The following is a 24,015-nucleotide window of genomic DNA, read 5'->3' as shown; positions in this document are numbered from 1 at the left end:
GCAGCCCATCAGGGCGACGACTAGCCGCCCTGGCTCCCCGCGGTGGCCGCAGGCTTGGCCTGGGTCGATTTGGCCGGCGCCTTGGTGGGCGTTTTGGTGGCGCTCGCCTTGGTCGGCGCCTTCGATGGCGTGCTGGCCTTTTTGGGTGCTGGCTTGGCCGGTGCCTTCTTGACTGGAGTCTTGACATGCGTGGCGTGGCTGGTCGCCTTGGCCGCCGGCTTGGCGGGCGCTTCCTCGGCCTCTTCGTCCGCCCCTTCGTGCGAGGCTGCAGCGGTTACTGCCGCACCCAGCGCGGGGGCTGGGGTCTTGGCGGGACAATGTCCGCTGGCGTCCAGGCTGCCCATTTGCTTGAGCTCGGCGATCATCTGCTGGCTGCGCTCCTGGCTCCACTGCTGCCCGGCCTGGTTGGCCTCGGCCATGGTGGTGGGCATTTCGTTGATGACCTTCTGGCCCAAGGGGGAGCGGTAGAACTTGAGCAGCCCGTCCAGTTCATCCGCGGTGAAATGGCGCTGGTACACGGGCACCAGGCGACCGATGAACAGCTGGGTCTGGTTGGCATCCATGTAGTTCTGCCAGAACTCGGCCGGTACGCAGGGCATGGACTGTTGCAGGGCGCTCACCGCCTGGGAGTTCATCTGGCTGAGCATCTTGCCCATGCCCACGGCCTCCATGAGCTGGCGCACCTGCTCCTCGCTGGCGGGCTTGGTGGTGGCATGCAGCTGCCCCACACCCATTGCAAGCGCCAGGGCCATGCCCCATTTCGTCAATTTACCCATCCGCACTCTCTGTCAAAGCCTGGGCCGGGTATCGGCCAAAGAACCTATTAAGCCATAGTCGGCGTCGGCTTCCCTGAAGGGCGCAGGTCGACAGGGTCGCAATAACTGACCTGGGTAGTTTGATATAGTGCAGTTTTTCCCTCCCCCATCCTCTCGGGCGACATGGACACCATCCGCATCCGCGGTGCGCGCACGCACAATCTGAAGAACATCGACCTGGACCTGCCCCGCGACCGGCTGATCGTGATCACCGGCCTGTCGGGCTCGGGCAAGTCGTCCCTGGCCTTCGACACCATCTATGCCGAAGGCCAGCGCCGCTACGTCGAATCGCTGTCAGCCTATGCCCGGCAGTTCCTCTCGATGATGGAAAAGCCGGACGTGGACCATATCGAAGGTCTTTCGCCGGCGATCTCCATCGAGCAGAAATCCACCTCGCACAACCCGCGCTCCACCGTGGGCACCATCACCGAGGTCTACGACTACCTGCGCCTGCTCTACGCCCGCGTCGGTACGCCGCGTTGCCCCGAGCACGGCATTCCGCTGGAGGCGCAGACGGTGAGCCAGATGGTGGACACCACGCTCGCGCTCAATGCCGACAAGCGCTACATGCTGCTGGCGCCGGTGATCCGCGAGCGCAAGGGCGAGCACGTGCAAGTGTTCGATCAACTGCGCACGCAAGGTTTCGTGCGCGCACGCGTGGACGGCACCGTGTACGAGCTCGATGCCGTACCGCCGCTCACCTTGCGCCAGAAGCACACGATTGAGGCGGTGATCGACCGCTTCCGCCCGCGCGACGACATCAAGCAGCGCCTGGCCGAGTCGTTCGAGACGGCGCTGCGACTGGGCGACGGGCTGGTCATCGTGGTGGACATGGACGACGCCAAGGCGCCGGAGCAATTGTTCTCCTCGCGCTACTCCTGCCCGGTGTGCGACTACTCGCTGCCCGAACTGGAGCCGCGCCTGTTCTCGTTCAACTCGCCCGTGGGCGCCTGCCCCACCTGCGACGGCCTGGGCGTCACCCAGGTATTCGACGCTGCACGCGTGGTCGGCCACCCTGAGCTGTCGCTCGCCGGTGGCGCCATTCGCGGCTGGGATCGACGCAACGCGCATTACTTCCAACTGCTCATGTCGTTGGCCACGCACTACGGCTTCGACGTGGAGACGCCGTGGCACAAGCTGCCCGCCAACGTGCAGAAGGCCGTGATGAACGGCAGCGGCAAGGAGCAGATCGCGTTCCGCTACCTCACCGAGCGCGGCGGTCGCGTCACGCGCGAGCACGCGTTCGAAGGCATCCTGCCGAACATGGAGCGTCGCTATAAGGAAACCGAATCGCCCGCCGTGCGCGAGGAGCTTTCCAAGTACATCAGCGACCAACCCTGCCCCGAGTGCGAAGGACAGCGCCTGAATCGCTCGGCCCGTCACGTCTATGTGGCCGATCACGCCCTGCCGTCGCTCACGTCGCGCTCGATCGACGACGCGCTGGCCTTTTTCGAAGCGCTCAAGCTCACCGGCTGGCGCGGCGAGATCGCGGTGAAGATCGTCAAGGAGATTCGCGAGCGCCTGTCGTTCCTCAACGACGTGGGCCTCAACTATCTCACGCTGGATCGCCAGGCCGACACGCTTTCCGGTGGCGAGGCCCAGCGCATCCGCCTGGCGTCGCAGATCGGCGCCGGCCTGGTCGGCGTGATGTATGTGCTCGACGAACCCTCCATCGGCCTGCACCAGCGCGACAACGAGCGCCTGCTGGGCACGCTCACGCGTCTGCGCGACCTGGGCAACACGGTCATCGTGGTGGAGCATGACGAAGACGCCATCCGCATGGCCGACTACATCCTGGACATCGGCCCCGGCGCGGGCGTGCATGGTGGCGAGGTGGTGGCGCAAGGCGTGTTGAAGGACATCCTCGCCACGCCCGGCTCCGTCACCGGCCAGTTCCTTTCCGGCAAGCGCGGCATCCGCGTGCCGGAAGAACGCCGCCAGCAACTGGACGCCGACTCCTGGATGCACCTCAAGGGCGCCAGCGGCAACAACCTCAAGAACGTGGACTTGGCTATTCCAGCCGGCCTGTTCACCTGCGTCACCGGCGTGTCCGGTTCCGGCAAGTCCACGCTCATCAACGACACGTTGTTCCGCTTGGCCGCTGCCGAACTCAATGGCTCCAGCGAGCAGCCTGCACCGTACAAGTCGGTCGAGGGTTTGGAGCTGTTCGACAAGGTGGTGGACATCGACCAGTCGCCCATCGGCCGCACGCCGCGCTCGAACCCGGCCACGTATACGGGCCTGTTCACACCGCTGCGCGAACTGTTCGCCCAAGTGCCCGAAGCACGCGCACGCGGCTACACGCCGGGCCGCTTCAGCTTCAACGTCCGCGGCGGCCGCTGCGAAGCCTGCGAAGGCGACGGCATGATCAAGGTGGAGATGCACTTCCTGCCCGACGTGTACGTGCCTTGCGACGTGTGCCACGGCAAGCGCTACAACCGCGAAACGCTGGAAGTGCACTACAAGGGCCACACCATCGCCGATGTGCTCGACATGACGGTGGAAGATGCACTGAAGCTGTTCGAGAACGTGCCGACCATCGCGCGCAAACTGGAAACGCTGCGCGCCGTGGGCCTGGACTACATCAAGCTGGGCCAGAGCGCGACCACGCTCTCGGGCGGCGAGGCGCAACGCGTCAAGCTTTCCAAGGAGTTGTCCAAGCGCGATACGGGTCGCACGCTGTACATCCTCGACGAACCCACCACGGGCCTGCACTTCCACGACATCGAGCAATTGCTCGACGTGTTGCACCAATTGGTGGAACAGGGCAACACCGTGGTGGTGATCGAGCATAATCTCGACGTGATCAAGACCGCCGATTGGCTGGTCGATCTCGGCCCGGAAGGTGGTTCGGGCGGCGGTCGCATCCTGGTGGCGGGCACCCCGGAAACGGTGGCGGCCACGCCGGGCTCGCATACCGGCCACTTCCTTGCCCCGCACCTGGACATGAAGCCCGCCAAGAAGGCCAAGGCCGACGGCAACGGGAAGAGCAAACCCGCATTACGGAAAAAGACTGCATGAGTTCCCCCGATCCGGCACCCCACAAGCGCGCCCGCGCGCGCAAGGCCGAGGCGCAGGACAGCGCCCCGGCCGTGGTCGCCGTTGAAACACCGCACGCCGACACCACCACACAACCGCTGTTCGTCGCCGCCATCGGCGTGCGTTGGCGCGACCTGGATGCGTTCAATCACGTCAACAACGCCAACTACCTCACCTACCTCGAAGAGGCCCGCCTGCAGTGGCTGCGCCACGTGCCCGGCTGGTTCGACGAACACTCGATGCCCGTGCTGGCTGCCAGCGAAATCAACTACCGCCGCCCCATCGAATGGCCGGCGCAATTGCAGGTGGAGCTTGCCTGCGAACGCCTAGGCAATAGCTCCATCACACTCGCCCATCGCATCGTCGACGCCCATGACCCGCAATGCCTTTACAGCGACGGCAAGGTGGTGATGGTGTGGATGGACCCGGCCAGCGGCAAACCAGTATCCCTGCCGCAGAGCATTCGCGACGCCGCAGCCGCTTGAACGAACCGTTGTCGATTCGGGGTTAGTACCCCCGGACTCATGGATACCGTCGCTTCATGACGGTATCCGTAACATCCACGGCGACCACCCGAAAGGAGTTCGACCGTGATCCGTCTCCCCCTTCACACCCTCGCTCTCGCCATGGCCGCCGGCACCAGCGCCGCCACGGCCGCTCCATCAGCTACCACCAGCCTCACGCTGTATCGCAGCGACGATGCCGCGCTGTTCAGTGCGGGTGACAGCAGCAGCGTGCAAGCCGGCTATGCGGTGGCGCACGAGCCGCGCGAGTTGCAGCTCAAAGCCGGCCTACAGGACATCAGCCTGGGCGGGTTGCCGCTGTTCCTCGACCCCGAAGCCATGGCGCTCAGCATCGACGGCCAAGCCGCCACGGTAGTTTCGCAACGCCTGCGCTTAGGCCAAGGCCAGAATGCCGCATTGGGCAGCCTCGTCGGACAGCCGGTGGAAGTGCTGGCGACCAGCGGCCAACCGTTGGCCAGCGGCACCCTCCTGCGCGCCGGTGATGGCCTGCTGGTGCAGGATGCCAACGGCCACACCAGCCTTATTCGCGATTACGCGGCGGTGCGAGCCCAGGGCAGCTTCCAGACCGGCTCCAGCCTCGACCTGCGCATCGATGCGCAACGCGCCGGCCAGGCACGTGCCACCTTGAGCTATCCCACGGGGGGACTAGGCTGGCGTGCCGCCTACGTGGGCACACTGCTGCCCGATGGTGGGTGCAAGCTCCAATTCGAGTCGCGCGCCAGCGTGGCCAATCGCAGCGGTCGCGATTGGAGCAAGGTGCAGCTCACCCTGATCGCTGGCGAACCACGCATCGCCAAGCCGCAGGCGCCCCGCCCTATGGCCGCGCCGATGGCGTTTTCCGTGCGCGCCAAGGCAGACGGCGGCGAACTGCCTGAGCAGGGCACCCTCGCCGATTACCGCAGCTACACATTGCCCACGCTGGTCGATCTTCCCGATGGCAGCGTGAGCCAGGTGCCGCTGTATGAAACGCGCACGATCAACTGCGAGCGCACCTCGTTGTTTGAAACGGGTGGCGGCTGGATCGCCCCGCAACCGATGCTCTCACCCGATTACCAGCAAGGCGGCAACACCAGCGTGATCAGCACGCTGCAATTGAAAGCATTCGACAGCTTGCCGGCTGGCTATCTGCGCGTACTCACGGCCGACCGTCAAGGCGTCCTGCAGTTCATTGGCGAAGACCGTATCGCCGATACACCCAAAGGCGGCGATGTGCATATCGTGCTGGGCACGGCATTCGACCTGCGCGGCGAGCGCGAGCGCACTGCGTTCCATGTGGACAAAGCCGGCCGTAACCTGGACGAAGCGTTCCGCATCACACTCACCAACGCCGGTGACAGCGCGCGCGTGGTCACCGTGCGCGAGCATCCCCAGCGCTGGCGCCAGTGGAGCGTGGTCAGCGCCAGCATCAAGCCTAGCAAGCAAACCACGGACACCCTGGAATTTCAGGTCACCGTGCCGGCCGGCGGAAAGGCTACGCTGGACTATGCCGTGCGCTACCAATGGACGGCAGAAGAGCACCCGCAATAAAACACGCACCATCGGCGCGCGAGCAACGCAGCCTCGCGCGCCGATCCTCGCGTGGTTTGCTACGCTGATGCGTCGCTTCACGCCCCCTCACTGCCTGCACGGACCCGCCATGCTCAACCTGATCCGCCATGACGCCATCACCGAACTCAACCTGGCGCGCCCTCCCGTCAATGCGTTGAACATGGACCTGCTGCGCGCGCTCCGTCACGGCGTGGATCAGGCTGTGGAAGCGGGCGCACGCGGCCTGGTGCTCTCCGGTGCACCGGGTATGTTCTCCGCGGGTGTCGACGTGCCTTCGCTGCTCGGCCGCGATCGCGAAGGCGTGCGTGAGTTCTGGCGAGAATTCTTCCTCACCGGCTCCAAGTTGGCCTGCTCACCGGTGCCGGTGGTGGCCGCGATCACCGGCCATAGCCCGGCAGGTGGCGCCGTGCTGTCCTTGTTCTGCGATTACCGCGTGATGGCCGAAGGCCCGTACCGCATCGGCCTCAACGAGGTGCAGGTGGGCCTGGTGGTGCCCGAGAGCATCCAGCTCGCGCTGCGCCGCATCGTGGGCACCTATCGCGCCGAACGCCTGATGGTGGCTGGCGCCATGATCGAATCCGCTCAGGCGCTGGAATACGGCCTGGTGGACGAACTCACCGGCGTGGACCAGGTGGTGACCCGCGCGCTCCATTGGCTGCAAGGCACATTGGCATTGCCTTCCAATGCCATGCTCGCTACGCGCGCGCTTGCACGCGCCGATCTGACCAGCGTGTGGGCCGACCCGGATGCGCTACCGATCGATCACTTTCTCGACGCCTACTTCCACCCGGAAACGCAGGCTGTATTGCAACAGCTCGTAGCGCGCCTGAAGAAGAAGGATTGACCGCGCGTACGGGAGCGCATCCCGCGCTCCGGTACGGCGTCATCCGGGTTGATCGCCCGTTGCCACCGGACGCGAAGGGTCGCTCACCCAACCGCTCCAGGACGGCGCGTAAAGGCGCGAACCTGACAATCCCGCGTATTCCATCGCCAGCAGGTTATGGCACGCGGTAACACCGGAACCGCACATGTGCACCACGTCGCCTGGCGCATGTGCGCCCAGGATGGCGAGGAACTCCTCGCGCAGCACGGTCGCCGGCTTGAAGCGGCCATCCGGCGTCAGGTTGTCCGAGAACGGGCGGTTGCGCGCACCTGGCACGTGCCCACCCACGCGATCGATGGGCTCCACCTCGCCGCGATAGCGAGGCGCGCCGCGCGCGTCGAGCAGCAATCGCTCGGGCGCATCGCGCAAATGCGCGTGATCGGTCAGGTAAAGCTCGCTATCAAATTGCAACGTCACGTGGGACGGCGTGCGCGCCACCTCGCCCTGCTCCACCGGCAAGCCTGCCGCGACCCATGCCGGATAGCCGCCATCGAGCACGGCCACTTCGCGCACGCCAGCCAAGCGCAGCAACCACCATAGCCGGGCCGCCGCCAAGGATCCGCCGGCGGCGTCGTAACACACCACCTGCACACCCGGGCGCCAACCCCAGCGGGACAATACCAGCGAAAAAGCGGCCTCCAGCGGTAGGGGATGGCGCCCCAAGCCCTCGGCTTGGCGCGAAAGGTCGGAGAGATCTTCGTCCAGGCTGGCATACACCGCACCTGGAATATGTCCAGCCAGATAATCGCGATGCCCCTTGGCCGTGTCGCGCTGTTCGCCGCCCGGAGGAATCAGTTCAAAGCGGCAATCGACGATAAGCACCGCATCCACGGGCTGCGCCGCGAGTGCATCGACGTCGATCAAGGTGGTCTTGGCGGTCATGCGCGCCCCATCCTCTGCAAGAGATTGAACACCATGGCGGCGGTCGCACCCCAGATGCGATGACCACCGTGCACGAACTCCACCATGTCGCGGCGGTGACCGCGAAACTCCATGGTGTAGCGACGCAGGTTGGCCGGCTCCAGGAAGAACGACAGCGGCACCTCGAAGACTTCGGCCACTTCAGCCGGCGCGGGATACAGGCGCGCCTCGGGCTCGATGCGTGCGACCACCGGCGTAATGCAGTAGCCGCTGATGGTTTCGAAGCGATCGAGAAAACCCAGCGGCGTCACCAGTTGGCGCTCCAGGCCGATCTCCTCCTCGCTTTCGCGCAGGGCGGTTGCGATCGCGTCGATATCATCAGGGTCGGTACGCCCGCCTGGAAACGCGACCTGGCCGGCGTGATCCTGCAGGTGATCGGTACGCACGGTGAGCACCAGCCGCGGCTGCACACCCTCGCGCAACCCCACCAACACGGCCGCCGGCCGGCGCGGCTTGTCCCCCAGCAAGGTGGACATGTCGGCGTGGTTCCAGCCCTTCCCCAACGGCGGCATCGAGAGCGGCAGCAAAGCCGCCTGCAGGTCGTCCCAGGCAGCGCTCATGCGCCCACCTTGCGTAACGGCAACACCTCGCGCATCACGCGCAGGCGCTCCGGATCGCTCAGGCTGCGCCAGCGCGCAATCTCATCGCCCGTACGCAGGCAGCCAACGCAAAAGCCACGTTCGTCGAGGCGGCAGACACCGATACAGGGTGTCAATGGAGCGGGAGGAAGCGAGGCGGGATCGTTCGACATGATCCCGGTCATGCTAGCCGATTCGCTGCCCCGCGGCAGCGCCCGGCGTCACTGTTGCACGTCCAACAGCTCGATTTCGAACACCAACGCCTCATTGGGGCCGATACGTGGCAACGCACCGCGCTCGCCATAGGCAAGCTGTGGCGGAATCACCACCTTCCACCGGTCGCCCACGTGCATGCGGGGAATCACGTCCTGCCAGCCACGGATCACCTTGTCGACCTGAAAGTGCACCGGTGCGCCGCGCGCCCAGGTGCTGTCGAACTCGGTGCCGTCCACCAGCATGCCGCGATAGTTCACCGTGACCATGCTGGTGACGGTGGGGCTGACCTTGCCGTCGCCCTTGCGCAGTACCGCGTACTGGATACCCGAGGGCAGTTGCACTACACCTGGCAGGCGACGGTTGCGATCCAGGTAATCGGTGCTCTTGCGCGCGTTGGCCTCGGCGATGCGTTTGAACTCGGCCAGCGCCTTGGCGTGCATCTGCTGGTCCAACCGCTCGAGCTGGTCGTGCATGTCCTGCATCGACACCGTCGGCTGCTTCTTGGCGTAGGCGTCCTGGATGGCGCGCTGGAGCGTGGGAATGTCCACGTCCGGCTCGCCATTGGCGAACTGGCTGCCGATCTGGTAACCGATGGCATAGGACAGCTTGCTCTTGTCGATGCGCCCAGCCGCCACATTCGCTGCGGCAGCGCCATCCTGTGCATGCGCTGCGGTTGCACCCCAGAACAGGATGCCCAGAACCAGCCAACGCCGTTGTGCCATGCCTATCTCCATTGCAGCGCGAACTCCACCATCGTAAGCGGTCCGGGCCCTTCGTGCAGCGAACACCCACCCGGGACCCCAAACTGGCTCACGGCGGCGACCTTGCTGAGAACACGACACAGGGGCAAAGGTTCCCGCTGCTACCATGAGCGTTTTACCTGCCGGAGTGTGGCCATGGCTTATCGGAACCTGGAAATCGCCCATCGCGGCGCGGTGCGCACCATTACGGTGAACCGCCCGGACAAGCTCAACGCATTGAATCGCGAGACCATTAATGAGCTGACCCTGGCCTTCACCCAGGCCGCGCAGGACGACGACGTGCGCGTGGTGGTGCTGGCCGGTGCGGGCGAGAAGGCCTTTGTGGCCGGCGCGGATATCTCGGAGATGAACGGCTACACGCCGGTGCAGGGCCAAGGCTTCTCGCGGGCCGGCCAGCGCCTGATGAGCCTGATCGAGCGCCTGGGCAAGCCGGTGATCGCGCGCCTGCAGGGCTTCGCGCTGGGCGGTGGCATGGAACTGGCCATGGCCTGCCACCTACGCATCGCCAGCGAAAAGGCCAAGCTCGGCCAGCCCGAAATCAATCTCGGCCTGATCCCGGGCTTCGGTGGCACGCAGCGACTGCTGCGCCTGGCCGGCCGTAGCGCCGCACTGGAACTGTGCCTGACCGGTGCCCCTATCGGCGCACAGCGGGCCTACGAGTTGGGCCTGGTGACCCGCGTGGTGGCTCCCGAGGCATTGGACGAGGCCGTGAACGCCCTGGCCGACCAATTGGCCGCCTCGGCACCGCTGGCGGCCGCCGGCATCCTCGACGCCATTCTGCAGGGCGGCGAAACCAGCATCGACCAGGGTCTGGAATTCGAAACCCAGGCGTTTGCCCTCGCCTTCTCGACCGACGACATGCGCGAAGGCACCACGGCGTTCCTGGAAAAGCGCAAGGCCGAGTTCAAGGGTCGCTGAAAACGACAACGGCCAGGCGAGGCCTGGCCGTTGGGAAAACAACGTGGCGCTAGCGCCTGCTCAATGACCGCCGCGGTACTTCTTCTCGCCGGCGGTCACCGCCAGATCCATGCGGTTCTCCGGCGGCGCTAGCGGGCACGTGGCATACGGTGTGAACGCGCACGGCGGGTTATAGGCGCGATTGAAATCCAGCACGACCTTGCCGTCCTTGGGCAGGTCGGCATAAAGGAAACGCGCGGCACCGTAAGTTTCGCGGCCGGAGGTGCGGTCGGCGATCACAAAGAACAGCGAGTCGGGCTCTTCCTGGATGGGCATCAACTCGTAGGTATGGCCGTCACGATGGAACACGGCCTTGCCCGGCACCTTCTCCTTGTTGATGGTGCCCAGCACCGAGCCGATTTCCAGCTCGTGCGGCGGGTCGAACGGCACCCAGTCGGCCACGATGCGCCACGAGGCATCCATCGGGTAGTAATCCAGGCCTTGGAAATGCGTGCGCGTTTCCGCCTGGGCGTCTTTAACGCGCAACGCCTTGCGGCCGTCGCGTTCGATGACGAAAAAGCTCGCTGAACCAAAAGACACGTTGGTGGGGCCGCTATCACCCGCGTGGGCATCGTCCAGCAAGGTGGCCTCGAGCACGGGCTTGCCATCCACCGTGGCGCCGCTATTGGCGTCCAGCACGATGTGCAGGCTGCCATCCTTCGCCACGTTGATCACACCCAGATGGGCCGGCCCGGCCTTGAGCACGATGTCGTTGTCCGCACCGCTGCCCACGCGATTCCGTCCTTCTTTCAGCCACTCCAGCCCAATGAGGCTAAGCCAGCCATTGGACGCCGTCAGGCTTGCCAAGCGCTTGTCGCGCCATTGCTGGGTGTTCTGCACGAAATCCGCCGAAACGGTGGCGCTGGTGGTCTGGGCTTGCACGGCTACAACTCCAAGGCACAGGGCAAAGGCAACAACGGCGGAACGCAACATGGCAGCCCCCTTCGATAACGAAAACCGAGTATGGCCGTCCATTTGGCGGGGTGGCAAGTCGGCGCGGGGCGCTCAGCGGCCGCGCAGGAACAGCTTGTCCAGCTCGGCCATGCTCAGCTGCGTCCAGGTCGGGCGTCCATGGTTGCACTGGCCCGAACGTTCCGTGGCCTCCATCTCGCGCAGCAGTGCATTCATTTCCGGCACGGTGAGACGACGACCCGCACGCACCGAACCGTGACAAGCCATGGTGGCGAGCAGTTCGTTTTCCAACTCCTGCAGCCGGCGAGAACTGCCATGCTGGGCCAGTTCGCTCAAGACGTCGCGGCACAGCTGCGCCACGTCCGCACCTTCGAGCAACGCAGGAATACGACGCACCACGACGCCCGACGGACCGCTGCGCGAAAGCTCCAGCCCCCACTCGGCCAACGCTTCGGCATGCTCCTCCGCGGCAGCGGCCTCCTTGGCGCTCACCGGCACATTCAGCGGCACCAGCAGCATCTGCGAGCGCAGGTTGCTGCACGCACGGCCGGCCTTGAGCCTTTCGTAGGTGATGCGCTCGTGCGCGGCGTGCATGTCCACCAGCACCAGACCGTGGGTGTTCTCAGCCAGGATGTACACGCCCTTCAACTGCGCGATGGCAAAACCCAGCGGCGGCGCCTCATCGTCGGATGCTTCCGGCATGGGCATGGGCATCGGCATGCTGGCCGGCATGGCGATCTCACGGGACTCGCCTGCCAGCGCGGCATAACCGGCCAGCGGCTGCTCGCGCACGCCGAGACTGAGGCGACTCTGGCTAAAGGCATTGGGCCAAGCAGGTGCCGATGGGCTCGGGCCGGGCGCAGGTGCCATGCGATAGGCCATGGGCGCCGCATCGCCAGCATCAGCGTCGGGTGCAGCCAACGCCTGCCCCGCGCGCGTCTGCGCCAATGCCTCGTGCAAGGTGCGAAAGAGGAAATCGTGCACCAAGCGTTGCTCGCGAAAGCGCACTTCGTGCTTGGCCGGATGCACATTCACGTCCACGCCAGCCGGATCGAGTTCGAGGTACAACACGAACACCGGGTGTCGCCCGTGGAACAACACATCCGCATATGCCTGGCGCACGGCATGCGCCACCACGCGGTCGCGCACCAGGCGGCCATTGACGTAGAAATACTGCGAGTCGGCCTGCGAGCGCGACGCGGTGGGCAAGCCAACCCAACCCGACAAGTGCAGCCCCGCCGCCGCGTGGTCGATGCGCAAACTCTGTGCCGGAAATTCCTCGCCCAACACTTCGGCCACGCGCAGCAACGCGGCATGCTGGTCGCGCGCCGAGCGCAGGATGCGTACCGGCTTGCCGTTGTGGTTGAGACGAAACTCCACCGAGGTGCGAGCAAGCGCCAGCGACTTCAGCAGATCATCGATGTGCGCAAACTCCGTACGCTCGGCGCGAAGAAATTTTCGGCGTGCCGGCACGTTGTAGAACAGATCGCGCACTTCCACGCTGCTTCCCGGCGGATGCTGCGCGGGCCGTGCGGCCTGCATCTTGCCGCCATCCACCTCGATGCGGAACGCGGCGTCCTGCCCCTGCGCACGCGAAGTCAGCGCAAAGCGCGCCACCGACGACACCGACGCCAGTGCCTCGCCACGAAAACCCATGCTGGCGACATGTTCGAGATCGTCGAAGCTGCCGATCTTGCTGGTGGCGTGCGAGGCCACGGCCAGTTGCAGCTCGTCCGGCGCAATACCGCAGCCATCGTCGCGCACACGGATCAGCCGGGCGCCGCCCTGCTCGATATCCACTTCCACTCGCGTGGCGCCGGCATCGAGACTGTTCTCGACCAGTTCCTTGACCACGGACGAGGGCCGTTCGATGACCTCACCGGCGGCAATCTGATTGACGAGTTCGGGGGGAAGGGCGCGAATGACTGGCATCGGACAAGCTTAGAGCCTGTCGCTGCCGGGCGAAAGCAAAACGCCGCCCGAAGGCGGAGCCTGGCATCGACGCACGACCGCGCTCAGCCGGCCGGAATCGCCAGCATCATGCCCACGCGCACACTGTTGTCGCCATCCAGGCGATTGGCGCTCTTGAGCGCGTCCACACTTACACCGTACTGGCGAGCGATGCTGCGCAGGCTTTCGCCACGAGTCACACGATGCATATCGCGCACGCCATTATCGGCGCTAGCGGAAGCGCCACTGGCGCCACTCCCCTGCGAGGAGGCCACCGCAGCCATGCCATTACGTCGCGCCGCCTGCGCGGCAAACCACGTGCCCGGCGGCGGCGTGGATTCGAAATAATTGCGTACGCCACTCATCACCGCGGCCGCCAGTCGGGACTGATGGCCCGGATCACGCAGGCGACGCTCTTCGTCCGGATTGCTGATGAATGCGGTTTCCACCAGGATCGACGGCACATCCGGCGAGCGCAGCACCACGAAGTTCGCGCGCTCCACGTAGCCGCGATGGGTGGGACCAAGGCCGCCCAGGGCCTTGAGCACGTTGCCGGCCACCGTTTCGCTGGCCTGCATGGAGTAGCCCTGCTGCAGATCCAGCAGCACGGCCGCGAGGCCGTCGTTCTTGTCGTCCAGGGTAACGCCGCCGATCAAGTCGGCGCGGTTTTCACCGTCCGCCAGCCACTGCGCCGCGGTATTCGTTTTGCCGCGCGGCGACAGCACCCACACGGAAGAACCCTTGGCGTCACCGTTGATGAAGGCGTCGGCGTGAATCGAGACGAACAGGTCCGCCGAGTTGTTGCGCGCGATCTGGTAGCGCTGCTGCAACGGAATGAAGAAATCGGAGTTGCGCGTCAGCACGGCGCGCATGCCGGGCTGCTGGTTGATCTGATCGGCGAGCTGCTTGGCCACGGCCAGCGTGACGTTTTTCTCCAGTGTGCCGCCCGGACCATGCGCACCCGGGTCCTGGCCGCCATGGCCGGCATCGATGGCGATGACTACTTTGCGCTCGCCGTTGAGCATGGCCGCGGCAGCACGGGTGGAGGCCATGCCGCTCTGGGTCGGCTTCAACCCGGCCTTGCTGGAAGTGCGCACCGGCGCGGGCTCATCCACCGGCACTGGCGAAGGCGTCGGCGCAGCCACCGGGGCCGGCACGGGCGCCGTCGCCACGGTGACGGAACTGCGCTCGTCGCTGTCATTGGCCGGGCTGGACTTGGCCGGTGTGGCGCCACCCTTGCCAGGGTAGAGGTCCACGACCAGGCGGTAGCCGTAGTCGGCTTGCGGCTTGAGCAGGAAGGTCTTGTAGGTGCTGGCAGGGTCGACCTTGGCGGTGAGGCGCAGATTGTCGCCCTGACGCGAGCTGGTCAGCCCCTTGTACAGCCCCTGCGCGGCGGGGCCGCTGAAGCCACCAGCGATGGCGCTGTCGCTGAGATCGAGGATGAGCTGGTCGCCGTCCTGCTTGAGCTTGTAGCTGACCGGACCGGAGACATCGAGCACTACACGGGTGTATTCCGGCCCTGCCCAGACGCGCGCGCCCTTGAGATCGGCCGCGCGAGGCGCGCCAACAGGGGCCAGGGCCAACAAGGCCACGGCGCCGAGCACTGCAGGATGCGTCCTATATCCCTTCATGGTGCCGAATTGAAGCCTAGAGAGGAGCCGATTGCAAGGGGTTTTCCCTTGAATATCCATAACCTGCGCCAGTTTCGTCAGGTCGCATCCAGCTATAGGCCGCAAGCCACGCAAACCAAAGGCATCCCAATCCGGATCGAGACCGAGGAAATTCTCAGCAACTGTCGATACTTAGCACCGGGGTCGAGCGTCAGCCAAGCCGCGACACCGCGCGTGCGCCGCGCTCGGTGCGCGGCTCCATCGCTGCGGTGCGACCACTGCCGGCATAGGCGAGGTGCACCACCAAATCGGCCGGGGGCAACGCGCCCGCGCCACGCTCGGGCCATTCCACCAGCACCAGGGCGGATGGGTCGGACAAGGCGTCCAGCCCCAGCCATTCCAACTCGCCGGGATCGGCAATGCGGTAAAGGTCCAGGTGCCACGCAGGCCGCCCCTGGGCCCGATAGGACTCCACGAGACTGTAGGTGGGGCTCTTGATGCGCTCGCCCACACCCAAGGTGCCCAGCAAGGCCCGAGCAAAACTGGTTTTGCCCGCACCCAGGTCACCGTGCAGGTAGATCACCAGGCCCTCGTCCAGGGCCTGGGCCAAGCGCGTGGCCAGCGCGGTCGTTGCCGCCTCATCGGCCAGCTGCCAGTGGTGTTGCGTCATGATTCCCGTCCATTGATCAGGAGTCGCAGCGGGGCGAGCAGATCGCTCGCCAGCATGCCGCGCTCGCCGCCTTGCCGCGCGGCCAGATCGCCCGCACGCGCATGCAGTGCCACGCCCAGACAAGCCGCCACCCAGGGCTCACACCCCTGCGCCAGCAAGGCCGCCACGATGCCCGTGAGCAGGTCGCCCATGCCGCCGGACGCCATGCCCGGGTTGCCCCAGGGGCAAACAGCCACGCGCCCGGCCGGATCAGCCACCAGACTGCCCGCCCCCTTGAGCACCACCACGGCGCCAAAGCGGCGAGCAAGCTCACGCACAGCACCGTAACGATCGCGGGCGATGGCGGCCGTGTCGCTACCGAGCAAGCGCGCCGCCTCCCCGGGGTGCGGCGTGAGCACAGCCGAACCGCCCAGCAGGCGCGGCTCGCGCGCCAGCAGATTCAGGCCATCGGCATCCAGCACCAACGGCTTGCCCGCATCCAAGGCCGTGAGCCATAAGGCATGGCCCCAGGCGCCCTGCCCCAGGCCCGGCCCAACCGCGAGCACCGTCGCCCGCTGCAACAGCGGCTCCAGCGCCTGCGGACCGTTTACGTCGTGCGCCATCAACTCCGGTCGCGCGCTATTGAACGCCATCAAGTGCTCGGCACGCGTCGCCACGCTGACCAGACCGGCGCCTGCACGCAACGCGGATTCACCACTTAGGCGAATGGCGCCCGCCAGGCCGTGTTCGCCGCCGATGGCGAGCACGTGACCGTTGTCGCCCTTGTGCACCTGACGGGGGCGCGGCGGCAGCGTCCACGCCTGCATCAGCTGCGCGTCGGGCTCGACGCCCTGCCACAGGGCATCGGGCAGGCCGAGCGAATCCAGTTCCACCCGGCCCGTATAACCCGGCGCCTGGCCCGTATACAGGCCGCGCTTGGCCGCGATGAAGGTCACGGTGACATCCGCATGAACCGCCTCGCCAGGCACGTCGCCCGTATCGGCGTTGACGCCGGAGGGCACATCCAGCGCCAGCACAGGCTGGCCACTCGCGCGAAGTTGCTGCACCAACGCCGCGGCGTCCGATGCAAGCGGGCGCGTGAGCCCGGTGCCGAACAACGCATCCACGCATACATCGGCGTCCACGAACGGCATCGTGCCGTGCCACGCGTGCACTTGCCCGCCCGCCTGCACAAAGGCCTGCCGCGCACGCACCGCGTCCTCGCCATGACTCTCGCCCAGCGCGATCACCTCGGCATGCATGCCCGCTTCGCGCGCCAGCCACGCCAACAGGAAACCATCGCCACCGTTATTGCCCGGCCCGCAGCAAACCAGCAGGCGCTGGGCCTGCGGCCAATGCACGCGCAAACACACCAGCGCAGCAGCCGCCGCCCGCTCCATCAACGCGTAACCCGATATGCCCAGCGTACCGATGGCACGGCGATCCAGTGCCCGAACCTGGTCGACGGAGAAGAGCTGGTGGCGAAGCTGGCGGGTGGTCATGCGCGGATTATAGGCATGCCATGCCAGGCAGCCGCGCGCACAGCGCCTACAATATCCGCCATGCCCGCTTCGCTTGCCTCCATCGACTACGCCGCCCTCGCCCAGCACATCAAGCACTGGGCGCGCGAGCTGGGCTTTGCCGATGCAGGCATCGCCGGGGTGGACCTGGGCGAGGACGAAGATCATCTCAAGCGCTGGCTGGCCGCAGGCCATCACGGCGAGATGGATTACATGGCTCGCCATGGCGACAAACGCAGCCGCCCCGCCGAGCTGGAGCCTGGCACCGTACGCGTGATCACCGTTCGCATGGACTACGTGCCACCGGGCACCCGCAACGCCTGGCAGGTGCTGGAAGACGCCGAAGCAGGCTATGTCGCGCGCTACGCGCTAGGTCGCGACTATCACAAGCTGATGCGCAACCGCCTGCAAAAGCTTGCCGAGCGCATCCAGGCCAACATTGGCGAGTTCGGCTATCGCGCGTTTGTGGATTCCGCCCCCGTGTTGGAAAAGGCGTTGGCCCGCAATGCCGGGCTGGGCTGGATCGGCAAGCACACCGTGTTGATCAATCGTCGTGCGGGCTCGTACTTTTTCCTGGGCGAGCTCTACACCAACCTCCCGCTGCCCGAAGATGCGCCCGCCAGCGCCCATTGCGGAACCTGCCGCCGCTGCATCGACATTTGCCCCACGCAGGCCATCGTCGCGCCGTACAAACTGGACGCGCGACGCTGCATTTCCTACCTCACCATCGAATTGCGCGGGAGCATCCCCGAGGAACTACGCGCACCCATCGGCAACCGCATCTTCGGTTGCGACGATTGCCAGTTGATCTGTCCCTGGAACAAGTTCGCCCAGGACGCGACCGAGGCGGATTTCGCCCCGCGCCACCGCCTCGATGGCGCCAAGCTCGTGGAGCTGTTCGGCTGGAGCGAACAGGAGTTTCTTCAGCGCACCGAAGGCATGGCTATCCGCCGCACCGGCTACGAAGGTTGGCTGCGCAATATCGCCGTGGCGCTGGGCAACGCGCCGCACACCGATGAGATACGCCAAGCTTTGTTGGCACGCGCCGAACACCCCTCGGCCATCGTGCGCGAGCACGTGGCCTGGGCTCTTCAACGCCATCTGGCCGCCTAAGCGTCTGTTCGATCAAAACGCAAAGGCGGCGATCAACGCTCGTGCTCGGCCTGGGTCAGGCGACGCTCGTGAATCGCGTCGATCAGCGCGCGCGTGGCCGAATCGAAGGCCGCCGTGTCGGAGGTGTTGCCATCCAGCGCGGGGAGAATCTGCCGGGCGATCGACTTGCCCAGCTCCACACCCCACTGGTCGAACGCATTGATGCCCCACAGGTGGCCGAGCATGAACACCTTGTGCTCATACAGCGCGATCAACGCACCCAGGCTCTCCGGCGTGAGCGCATCGAGCAGCAGCACCGTGCTCGGGCGATCGCCCGGGAAGGTGCGCTGCGCGGCGAGCACGCGGCGCTCCTCTTCCGTTCCCTGCGTGGCTTCGGCGAGCGCTTCGTCGAACGTCTTGCCCAAGGCCAGCGCGGCAGCTTGCGCTAACAGATTGGACAGCAGCGCATCGTGGTTGGCGCCGAGGTTGTGTGCCGGCTTCACGATACCGATGAACTCCAACGGCACCACATCCGTGCCCTGATGCAAGGATTGAAAATAGGCGTGCTGCGCATTGGTGCCCACACTGCCCCACACCACCGGCGAGGTAGCCTGCGCCACCGGCTGGCCTTGCGGCGTCACCTGCTTGCCCAGGCTCTCCATCTCCAACTGCTGCAGGTAGGAGGTGAGGTCAGTAAGCAAATCCGCATAGGGCACCACGGCGCGACTGGCGCGCCCGTGAGCGTTGCGGTTCCACAGCTCCACCAGGCTCAGCAGCACCGGCAGGTTCTCCTGCCACGGCGCCGTGCGGAAATGATCATCCATCAGCGCCGCGCCACGCAGCAGCGAATGGAAGTGATAGCTGCCGATGGCGAGGGCCAGCGACAAGCCCACGGCGGACCACAACGAAAAGCGGCCGCCGACGAAATCCCACATCGGATAGACCTGCGCCGCGGGCACGCCCCATTTTTCGGCGGCGGCCACGTTGGCACTCACCGCCAGAAAATGACGCGACACCGATGCGGCATCGCCGCCATAGGCGCGGCTGATCCAATCGCGCATGACATTGCCGTTGAGCAAAGTCTCCTGCGTGGTGAACGTCTTGGACACCACCACCACCAGCGTGCGCTTGGGGTCGAGCCGCTGCATCAGCTCGTAGGCCGACTGGCCGTCCACGTTGGTGAGGAAGTGGCTGCGCAGGCCCGGCACGTGGTACGGCGCCAGCGCCCGCACGGCCAGGCGCGGCCCGAGGTCCGAGCCGCCGATGCCGATATTGACCACGTCGGTGATGCCTGGCGCGAGGCCAAAGGCCGACGCATCGCCCAGGCCCACGGCATGCACCAGCGCATCGATGCGTCGCAGGGTGTCGTTGATTTCCTGGAGCGCCGCCGCGGGCGCCGGCGAAGGCAGTCGCGAGCCGCTGGCGCGCAGCGCCGTATGCAGCACCGCGCGTTGCTCGGAAGTGTTGATGGGCGCGCCCGCGAACATGGCATCGCGCGCCGCCTGCCAGTCACTGGCTTCGACATGGTTGCCCAGCGCGTCGAGCGCAGGCGCATCGAGTTTCTGGCGACTCAGGTCGAGCAGGATCGGCCCGACGCGGTGTCTCAGTCGCTCGCCACGGGCGGCATCCTTCAGCAGTTCACGCAGGTGGGTGCCTGCGAGGCGGTCAGCGTGATCAGCCAGGAAGGAGGTGCGGCGCTCGGGCGACATGGGTGCTCATGCTTGGCGATAGGGAACGCCGATCTTACGCAGCTCCCGCCATAACGCGCCAGCACATTGTTGCACCGCAACCGCGCCCCGCCGTCACGGCGGGGCGGGCGTGATCAGGCCGCAGCCATCTGCGTGGGGATGGAGCGATTGGTGTGCGAAATGGCGTTCTTGGCGTCCACGTACACCAGGGTGGGCTGGAACTGCTCAGCCTCGGCCTCGGACATCTGCGCGAAGGCCGCGATGATGATCAGGTCGCCCGGCTGTGCGCGGTGCGCGGCGCTGCCGTTCACCGAGATGATGCCCGAGCCTTCTTCCGCACGCAGGGCGTACGTGACGAAGCGCTTGCCGTTGTTGATGTTCCACGCATGGATCTGCTCGTACTCGCGAATGCCGGAGGCATCGAGCAGCAGGCCGTCGATAGCGATGGAGCCTTCGTAATGGAGCTCGGCGTGAGTCACCGTGGCACGGTGGATCTTGCACTTGAGCATGTTCAGGTTCATGACTTCAGTTTCCGGCAGGTACAGCCCGCGTAGCTCGCCATTATCCGACCGGGGCACGTCGCATCGCAACATGACCCCGGACGGGGGTTCAGACGGGCCTGAATATGGGGCCGTTCAGTCGAACAGCAAGTTGTCGATCAGGCGGGTGCTGCCCAGGCGGGCGGCGATCAGCGCCACCAGGCCCTCGCGCTCGCCATCGGCGGGCTCGGCCAGGTCCTCGGCACGGCGGATGGCCGCGTAGTCCGGCTCAAAACCCGCGCGCGCCAGCTTGGAGGCTGCCGCCTGCTCCACCACGGTGCGGGCATGCCCCTTGGCGATCAGGTCGCGCATCTGCTGCAAGGTGGCATGGATCTGGTTGGCCAGGGCGCGATGCTCGGGCGACAGGTACTGGTTGCGCGAACTCAATGCCAGGCCGTCGTCCGCGCGCAGGGTGGGCGCCGCCATGATCTTCACCGGCAGCGACAGGTCGCGCACCATGCGCTCGATCACTTTCAACTGCTGGAAGTCCTTCTGACCGAACACGGCCAGATCGGGCTGCACCAGGTTGAACAGCTTGCACACCACCGTCGCCACACCGTCGAAATGGCCGGGACGATGCGCGCCCTCCAGCGTCTCGGTGAGCAGGGGCACGTGGATGCTCACGCTGTTGGCCGCGCCAAAGGGATACAGCGTGGTCACTTCCGGAGCGAACAGCAGGTCGCATTCCTGCTCGGCCAGGCCAACCTGATCCTGCACCAGGGTGCGCGGATAGCGCTCGAAATCCTCGTTCGGGCCGAACTGGGTGGGGTTGACGAACACGCTCGCCACCACGCGATCGGCGCGGGCGCGGGCCAGCTTGATCAACGAATGGTGGCCGGCGTGCAGGTTGCCCATGGTGGGCACGAAGCCCACCGTCTGGCCCTGGCTGCGCCAACCGCGGATCACGGCGCGGAGCGCCGCGGCGTCTTGCACTGTCTGCATGGTTGTTTAGCTCGATCGCTGCTTCATTCGAAGCAATGTTCTGGTGCCGGGAACACGCCTTGGCGCACATCCTCGGCAAAAGCCGCGATCGCCGCGGCCACCGAGTCGCGTCCTGCGAGGAAATCCTTGCTGAACTTGGGGCGCTTGCCGGGGGTGATGCCCAGCATGTCGTGCAGCACCAGCACCTGGCCATCGCAATGCGGGCCGGCGCCAATGCCAATGGTGGGAATGGAAACAGCCTTCGTGATGCGCTCGCCCAGGGCGGTGGGAATGCCCTCCAGCACCAACAGCGCGGCACCGGCGGCTTCCACTGCCTTGGCCTCGGCCACCATCAGGTCAGCCGCCTCCTGCTCGCGCCCCTGGATACGGAAGCCACCGAACTTGTGCACCGACTGCGGCGTCAGGCCAAGGTGGGCGCACACCGGAATCACGCGCGCGACCAGCGCGGAAATGATCTCCAGCACATGCGGCGCCGCGCCTTCGATCTTCACCATCGCCGCCCCGCCCTCACCCACCAGGCGCGCACCGGCTTCCAGAGCATGCGGCACATCGCGATCGGCCATGAACGGCAGGTCAGCGACCAGCAGCGTGGCATTGACGCCACGGGCCACCAGGCTGGTGTGATAGACCATGTGATCGAGCGTCACCGGTAAGGTGCTGGCGTGCCCCTGGACAACCATGCCAAGGGAGTCGCCCACCAGGGCCACGTCCACGCCGGCCATTTCCAACTGGGCGGCGAAACTGGCGTCGTACGCGGTGAGCATGACAATGCGGCGACCTTCGGCCTTCATCGCACGCAAGGACGGCACCGTGACCGGCTTGCGCGTGGGGGCATTCGCTTTCTGCGCGTACACGAGTAATCCCTAGAACGGAAATAGACGCGGATTATCCCGCGCCGGGAGTGAAGGGCTCAAGGCAGCCGCTCGATATCGGTGACATCCAGCGTCGCCAACAGGTCCGCCACTCGGCCTTGGCCGGGCAACACCAGGTCCGGCGCCAGATCATGCAAGGGCAGCAGCACAAAGGCCCGCTCGCGAATGCGCGGGTGCGGCAGCTGCAGGTGATCGTCTTCCAGCGCCACGCCGTCCATGTGCAAGACATCCAGGTCCAGCGTACGCGGGCCCCAACGCTGCGCGTCGCGCACGCGGCCGGCTGCACGCTCCACGCCCAGCAAGTGATCCAGCAGTGCATGGGGCGACAGCGAGGTATCCAGTCGCGCCGCCGCGTTCACGAAGGGGGGCTGGTCGAGCACACCCCATGGCGGCGTGAGATAGAGCGCCGAGCGCGCCAATAGGCGCGTCTGCGGCAAGCGCGATAAAGCCTCGAACGCACCCAACACCTGTGCACGGGCATCGCCGAGGTTGCTCCCCAGCGCAACGAAAGCTTCGGTCACTTGGAATCCGACGACGCGCCCGACTTACCAGCCGGCTTGCGGCGCCGACGCTTGCGCGGCTTGGCGGCGCTCACCACCTCGCCTGGCGCACCTGCCGGCGTATGCCCGGCCAGCGCAGCCGCCAGCGTTTCAGGCGGCAACTTCTGCGCGTGATCCCACCACTGCCCCAGCTCCCGCACCGCCGGCGACTCCGACGCGCGCAGCAACAGAAAATCGAAAGCAGCACGGAAGCGCGGATGCGCCATCAGGCGGAACACCCGCTTGCGCTGCACTTGCTCGAAGCGCGGCTGCAAGCCCCAGATCTCTTCCATGGTGAGGGTAAAGCGTCGAGGAATCGCCACGCGCTGGCACTGCTCGGCCACCACCTGGGTCACTGCGCGCTCCCAGGCGGCATACGGGTCCATGCCGCGAGTCGTCAGGGTATGCGCCAGATCGCGCACTTCGCCCCACAGCAGCACAGCAAACAGGAAAGCCGGCGTCACCGACTTGCCTTCGACCACGCGCGCATCAGTGTTGGCCAGGCCTTGCTCGACCAACGTGCGCAACGCCTGGTCGCCGCGCTTGAGCGAGCGTGCCGTTGCGGGGAACAGGTACCTGAGCAAGCCAGTCTGCTCGAGCATGTGGAAGCTCTTGAGACCGTGCCCGGCGAGGAACATCTTGAGCGACTCGTCGAACAGACGCGCCGGCGCCGCGTCGGACAGCAGCGGCCCGAGCTCGTCGAACGGCGCGGCCGCAGCCGCATCAATGCGGAAATCGAGTTTGGCCGCCAGGCGCACCGCGCGCAGCATGCGCACTGGGTCTTCCCGGTAACGCGTGGCCGGATCGCCGATCAGGTGCAGCACGCGATCCTCCACGTCTTGCACGCCGCCCACGTAGTCGCGCACCGAGAAATCGCTGATGTCGTAATAGAGCGCGTTCACGCGGAAGTCGCGGCGAATGGCGTCCTCCTCGACGGTGCCCCATACGTTGTCGCGCACGATGCGGCCATCCACGATGTGGCGATCGCCCTCGCCCGTTTCTTCGCCGGTGCCACGGAAGGTGGCCACTTCGATGATCTCCGGGCCATACACCACGTGTACGAGGCGAAAGCGTCGTCCGATCAAGCGCGAGTTGCGGAAGAGTCTTTTCACCTCTTCGGGCGTGGCATTGGTGGCCACGTCGAAATCCTTCGGGTGACCGCCCAGCAGCAGGTCGCGTACGGCGCCGCCCACTAGATAAGCCTGGTAGCCGGCCTCGTTCAGGCGATAGAGCACTCGCAAGGCAGCCTTGCTGATGTTCTTGCGCGATATCACGTGCTGCTCGCGCGGAATGATGCGCAGTGCAGGCGTGGCAGTAGTCCTTGCGTCGTGACTCAAGCGGTTCGGGTCCTTGCGGCGCATGGCGCCATTCAAAGCATCAATCGCGACGCCAGGCGCCGCGCCCACGCCCGCATGGCCCCGGCGGGGCTGCAGGCCGTTCCGCACCGCAGGACAAAAATG

The 24,015-nt window shown here is 66.0% G+C and carries 20 protein-coding genes and 1 pseudogene; 6 read left to right on the top strand and 15 right to left on the bottom strand.

Features of this window, described 5'->3' with window-relative positions:
* Positions 1–20: 20 nt before the first annotated feature.
* Positions 21–752: a DUF2059 domain-containing protein gene (locus AC3G2C_RS02310; protein WP_488382987.1), complete on the bottom strand. Its 732-nt coding sequence runs from the start codon at positions 750–752 to the stop codon at positions 21–23.
* A 186-nt stretch (positions 753–938) separates the two neighbouring features.
* Between AC3G2C_RS02310 and uvrA the strand changes: the two genes are divergently transcribed.
* The 4 genes from uvrA (at position 939) to AC3G2C_RS02290 (ending at position 6,770) form a co-directional block, all read left to right on the top strand.
* Positions 939–3,836, top strand: a complete 2,898-nt coding sequence (gene uvrA / locus AC3G2C_RS02305) for an excinuclease ABC subunit UvrA (protein ID WP_488382986.1) — start codon at positions 939–941, stop codon at positions 3,834–3,836.
* A complete protein-coding gene (locus AC3G2C_RS02300; RefSeq protein WP_488382985.1) occupies positions 3,833–4,339 on the top strand; it encodes an acyl-CoA thioesterase in 507 nt (168 codons plus the stop codon). The genes uvrA and AC3G2C_RS02300 overlap by 4 nt, the downstream gene beginning before the upstream one ends.
* A 141-nt stretch (positions 4,340–4,480) precedes the next feature.
* Positions 4,481–5,905 carry a DUF4139 domain-containing protein gene (locus AC3G2C_RS02295; RefSeq protein WP_488383214.1) on the top strand — a complete coding sequence of 475 codons (1,425 nt, stop codon included), beginning with the start codon at positions 4,481–4,483 and terminating at the stop codon, positions 5,903–5,905.
* Positions 5,906–6,014: 109 nt separating this feature from the next.
* Positions 6,015–6,770 carry an enoyl-CoA hydratase/isomerase family protein gene (locus AC3G2C_RS02290; RefSeq protein ID WP_488382984.1) on the top strand — a complete coding sequence of 252 codons (756 nt, stop codon included), beginning with the start codon at positions 6,015–6,017 and terminating at the stop codon, positions 6,768–6,770.
* A 39-nt stretch (positions 6,771–6,809) separates the two neighbouring features.
* Here the strand turns inward: AC3G2C_RS02290 and AC3G2C_RS02285 are convergent, their stop codons facing one another.
* The 3 genes and pseudogenes from AC3G2C_RS02285 to bamJ all read right to left on the bottom strand — a co-directional run bounded on the left by AC3G2C_RS02285 (position 6,810) and on the right by bamJ (position 9,246).
* Positions 6,810–7,691 (bottom strand): sulfurtransferase, encoded by an 882-nt coding sequence (locus AC3G2C_RS02285; RefSeq protein WP_488382983.1) that lies wholly within the window; start codon positions 7,689–7,691, stop codon positions 6,810–6,812.
* Positions 7,688–8,481, bottom strand: a pseudogene (locus AC3G2C_RS02280) (CoA pyrophosphatase). The gene AC3G2C_RS02285 and the pseudogene AC3G2C_RS02280 overlap by 4 nt, the downstream one beginning before the upstream one ends.
* A 48-nt stretch (positions 8,482–8,529) precedes the next feature.
* Positions 8,530–9,246: a BamJ family beta-barrel-assembly machinery protein gene (gene bamJ, locus AC3G2C_RS02275; RefSeq protein WP_488382982.1), complete on the bottom strand. Its 717-nt coding sequence runs from the start codon at positions 9,244–9,246 to the stop codon at positions 8,530–8,532.
* 174 nt (positions 9,247–9,420) lie between these two features.
* Between bamJ and AC3G2C_RS02270 the strand changes: the two genes are divergently transcribed.
* Entirely contained in the window at positions 9,421–10,203 is a 783-nt protein-coding gene (locus AC3G2C_RS02270; RefSeq protein ID WP_488382981.1) for an enoyl-CoA hydratase/isomerase family protein, read from the top strand.
* 60 nt (positions 10,204–10,263) lie between these two features.
* Here the strand turns inward: AC3G2C_RS02270 and AC3G2C_RS02265 are convergent, their stop codons facing one another.
* From AC3G2C_RS02265 to AC3G2C_RS02245, 5 genes are all read right to left on the bottom strand, one after another.
* Positions 10,264–11,175, bottom strand: coding sequence for a DUF1684 domain-containing protein (locus AC3G2C_RS02265; protein WP_488382980.1), 912 nt, complete (start codon positions 11,173–11,175; stop codon positions 10,264–10,266).
* A gap of 72 nt (positions 11,176–11,247) precedes the next feature.
* Entirely contained in the window at positions 11,248–13,086 is a 1,839-nt protein-coding gene (gene mutL, locus AC3G2C_RS02260; RefSeq protein ID WP_488382979.1) for a DNA mismatch repair endonuclease MutL, read from the bottom strand.
* An 83-nt stretch (positions 13,087–13,169) separates the two neighbouring features.
* Complete coding sequence (locus tag AC3G2C_RS02255; protein WP_488382978.1) at positions 13,170–14,735, bottom strand: N-acetylmuramoyl-L-alanine amidase; 1,566 nt, start codon at positions 14,733–14,735, stop codon at positions 13,170–13,172.
* 190 nt (positions 14,736–14,925) lie between these two features.
* Entirely contained in the window at positions 14,926–15,384 is a 459-nt protein-coding gene (gene tsaE / locus AC3G2C_RS02250; RefSeq protein WP_488382977.1) for a tRNA (adenosine(37)-N6)-threonylcarbamoyltransferase complex ATPase subunit type 1 TsaE, read from the bottom strand.
* Entirely contained in the window at positions 15,381–16,865 is a 1,485-nt protein-coding gene (locus AC3G2C_RS02245) for an NAD(P)H-hydrate dehydratase (protein ID WP_488382976.1), read from the bottom strand. Before AC3G2C_RS02245 ends, tsaE begins: the two co-directional genes overlap by 4 nt.
* 60 nt (positions 16,866–16,925) lie before the next feature.
* On the opposite strand from AC3G2C_RS02245, the gene queG reads away from it, so the two are divergent.
* The gene (queG, locus tag AC3G2C_RS02240; RefSeq protein WP_488382975.1) at positions 16,926–17,996 is read left to right on the top strand and encodes a tRNA epoxyqueuosine(34) reductase QueG; all 1,071 of its coding nucleotides are present in this window, start codon (positions 16,926–16,928) and stop codon (positions 17,994–17,996) included.
* A 32-nt stretch (positions 17,997–18,028) separates the two neighbouring features.
* On the opposite strand, the gene pgi is transcribed toward queG, so the two are convergent.
* The 6 genes from pgi to pcnB all read right to left on the bottom strand — a co-directional run bounded on the left by pgi (position 18,029) and on the right by pcnB (position 23,916).
* Positions 18,029–19,684 (bottom strand): glucose-6-phosphate isomerase, encoded by a 1,656-nt coding sequence (gene pgi / locus AC3G2C_RS02235; protein WP_488382974.1) that lies wholly within the window; start codon positions 19,682–19,684, stop codon positions 18,029–18,031.
* A 113-nt stretch (positions 19,685–19,797) separates the two neighbouring features.
* Complete coding sequence (gene panD / locus AC3G2C_RS02230; protein ID WP_488382973.1) at positions 19,798–20,184, bottom strand: aspartate 1-decarboxylase; 387 nt, start codon at positions 20,182–20,184, stop codon at positions 19,798–19,800.
* Between the two features lie 114 nt (positions 20,185–20,298).
* Positions 20,299–21,144 carry a pantoate--beta-alanine ligase gene (gene panC / locus AC3G2C_RS02225; protein ID WP_488382972.1) on the bottom strand — a complete coding sequence of 282 codons (846 nt, stop codon included), beginning with the start codon at positions 21,142–21,144 and terminating at the stop codon, positions 20,299–20,301.
* A gap of 23 nt (positions 21,145–21,167) precedes the next feature.
* The gene (gene panB / locus AC3G2C_RS02220) at positions 21,168–21,998 is read right to left on the bottom strand and encodes a 3-methyl-2-oxobutanoate hydroxymethyltransferase (protein WP_488382971.1); all 831 of its coding nucleotides are present in this window, start codon (positions 21,996–21,998) and stop codon (positions 21,168–21,170) included.
* Positions 21,999–22,054: 56 nt separating this feature from the next.
* A complete protein-coding gene (gene folK, locus AC3G2C_RS02215) occupies positions 22,055–22,537 on the bottom strand; it encodes a 2-amino-4-hydroxy-6-hydroxymethyldihydropteridine diphosphokinase (RefSeq protein ID WP_488382970.1) in 483 nt (160 codons plus the stop codon).
* On the bottom strand, positions 22,534–23,916 hold the full coding sequence (pcnB, locus tag AC3G2C_RS02210; protein WP_488382969.1) for a polynucleotide adenylyltransferase PcnB: 1,383 nt from the start codon (positions 23,914–23,916) through the stop codon (positions 22,534–22,536). Before pcnB ends, folK begins: the two co-directional genes overlap by 4 nt.
* Between the last annotated feature and the right edge of the window lie 99 nt (positions 23,917–24,015).

The sequence above is a fragment of the Frateuria sp. sgz306004 genome, from assembly GCF_057750885.1.
Note: the sequence above shows the minus strand (reverse complement) of the source record. Positions and strands in the feature narration are given on the sequence as shown.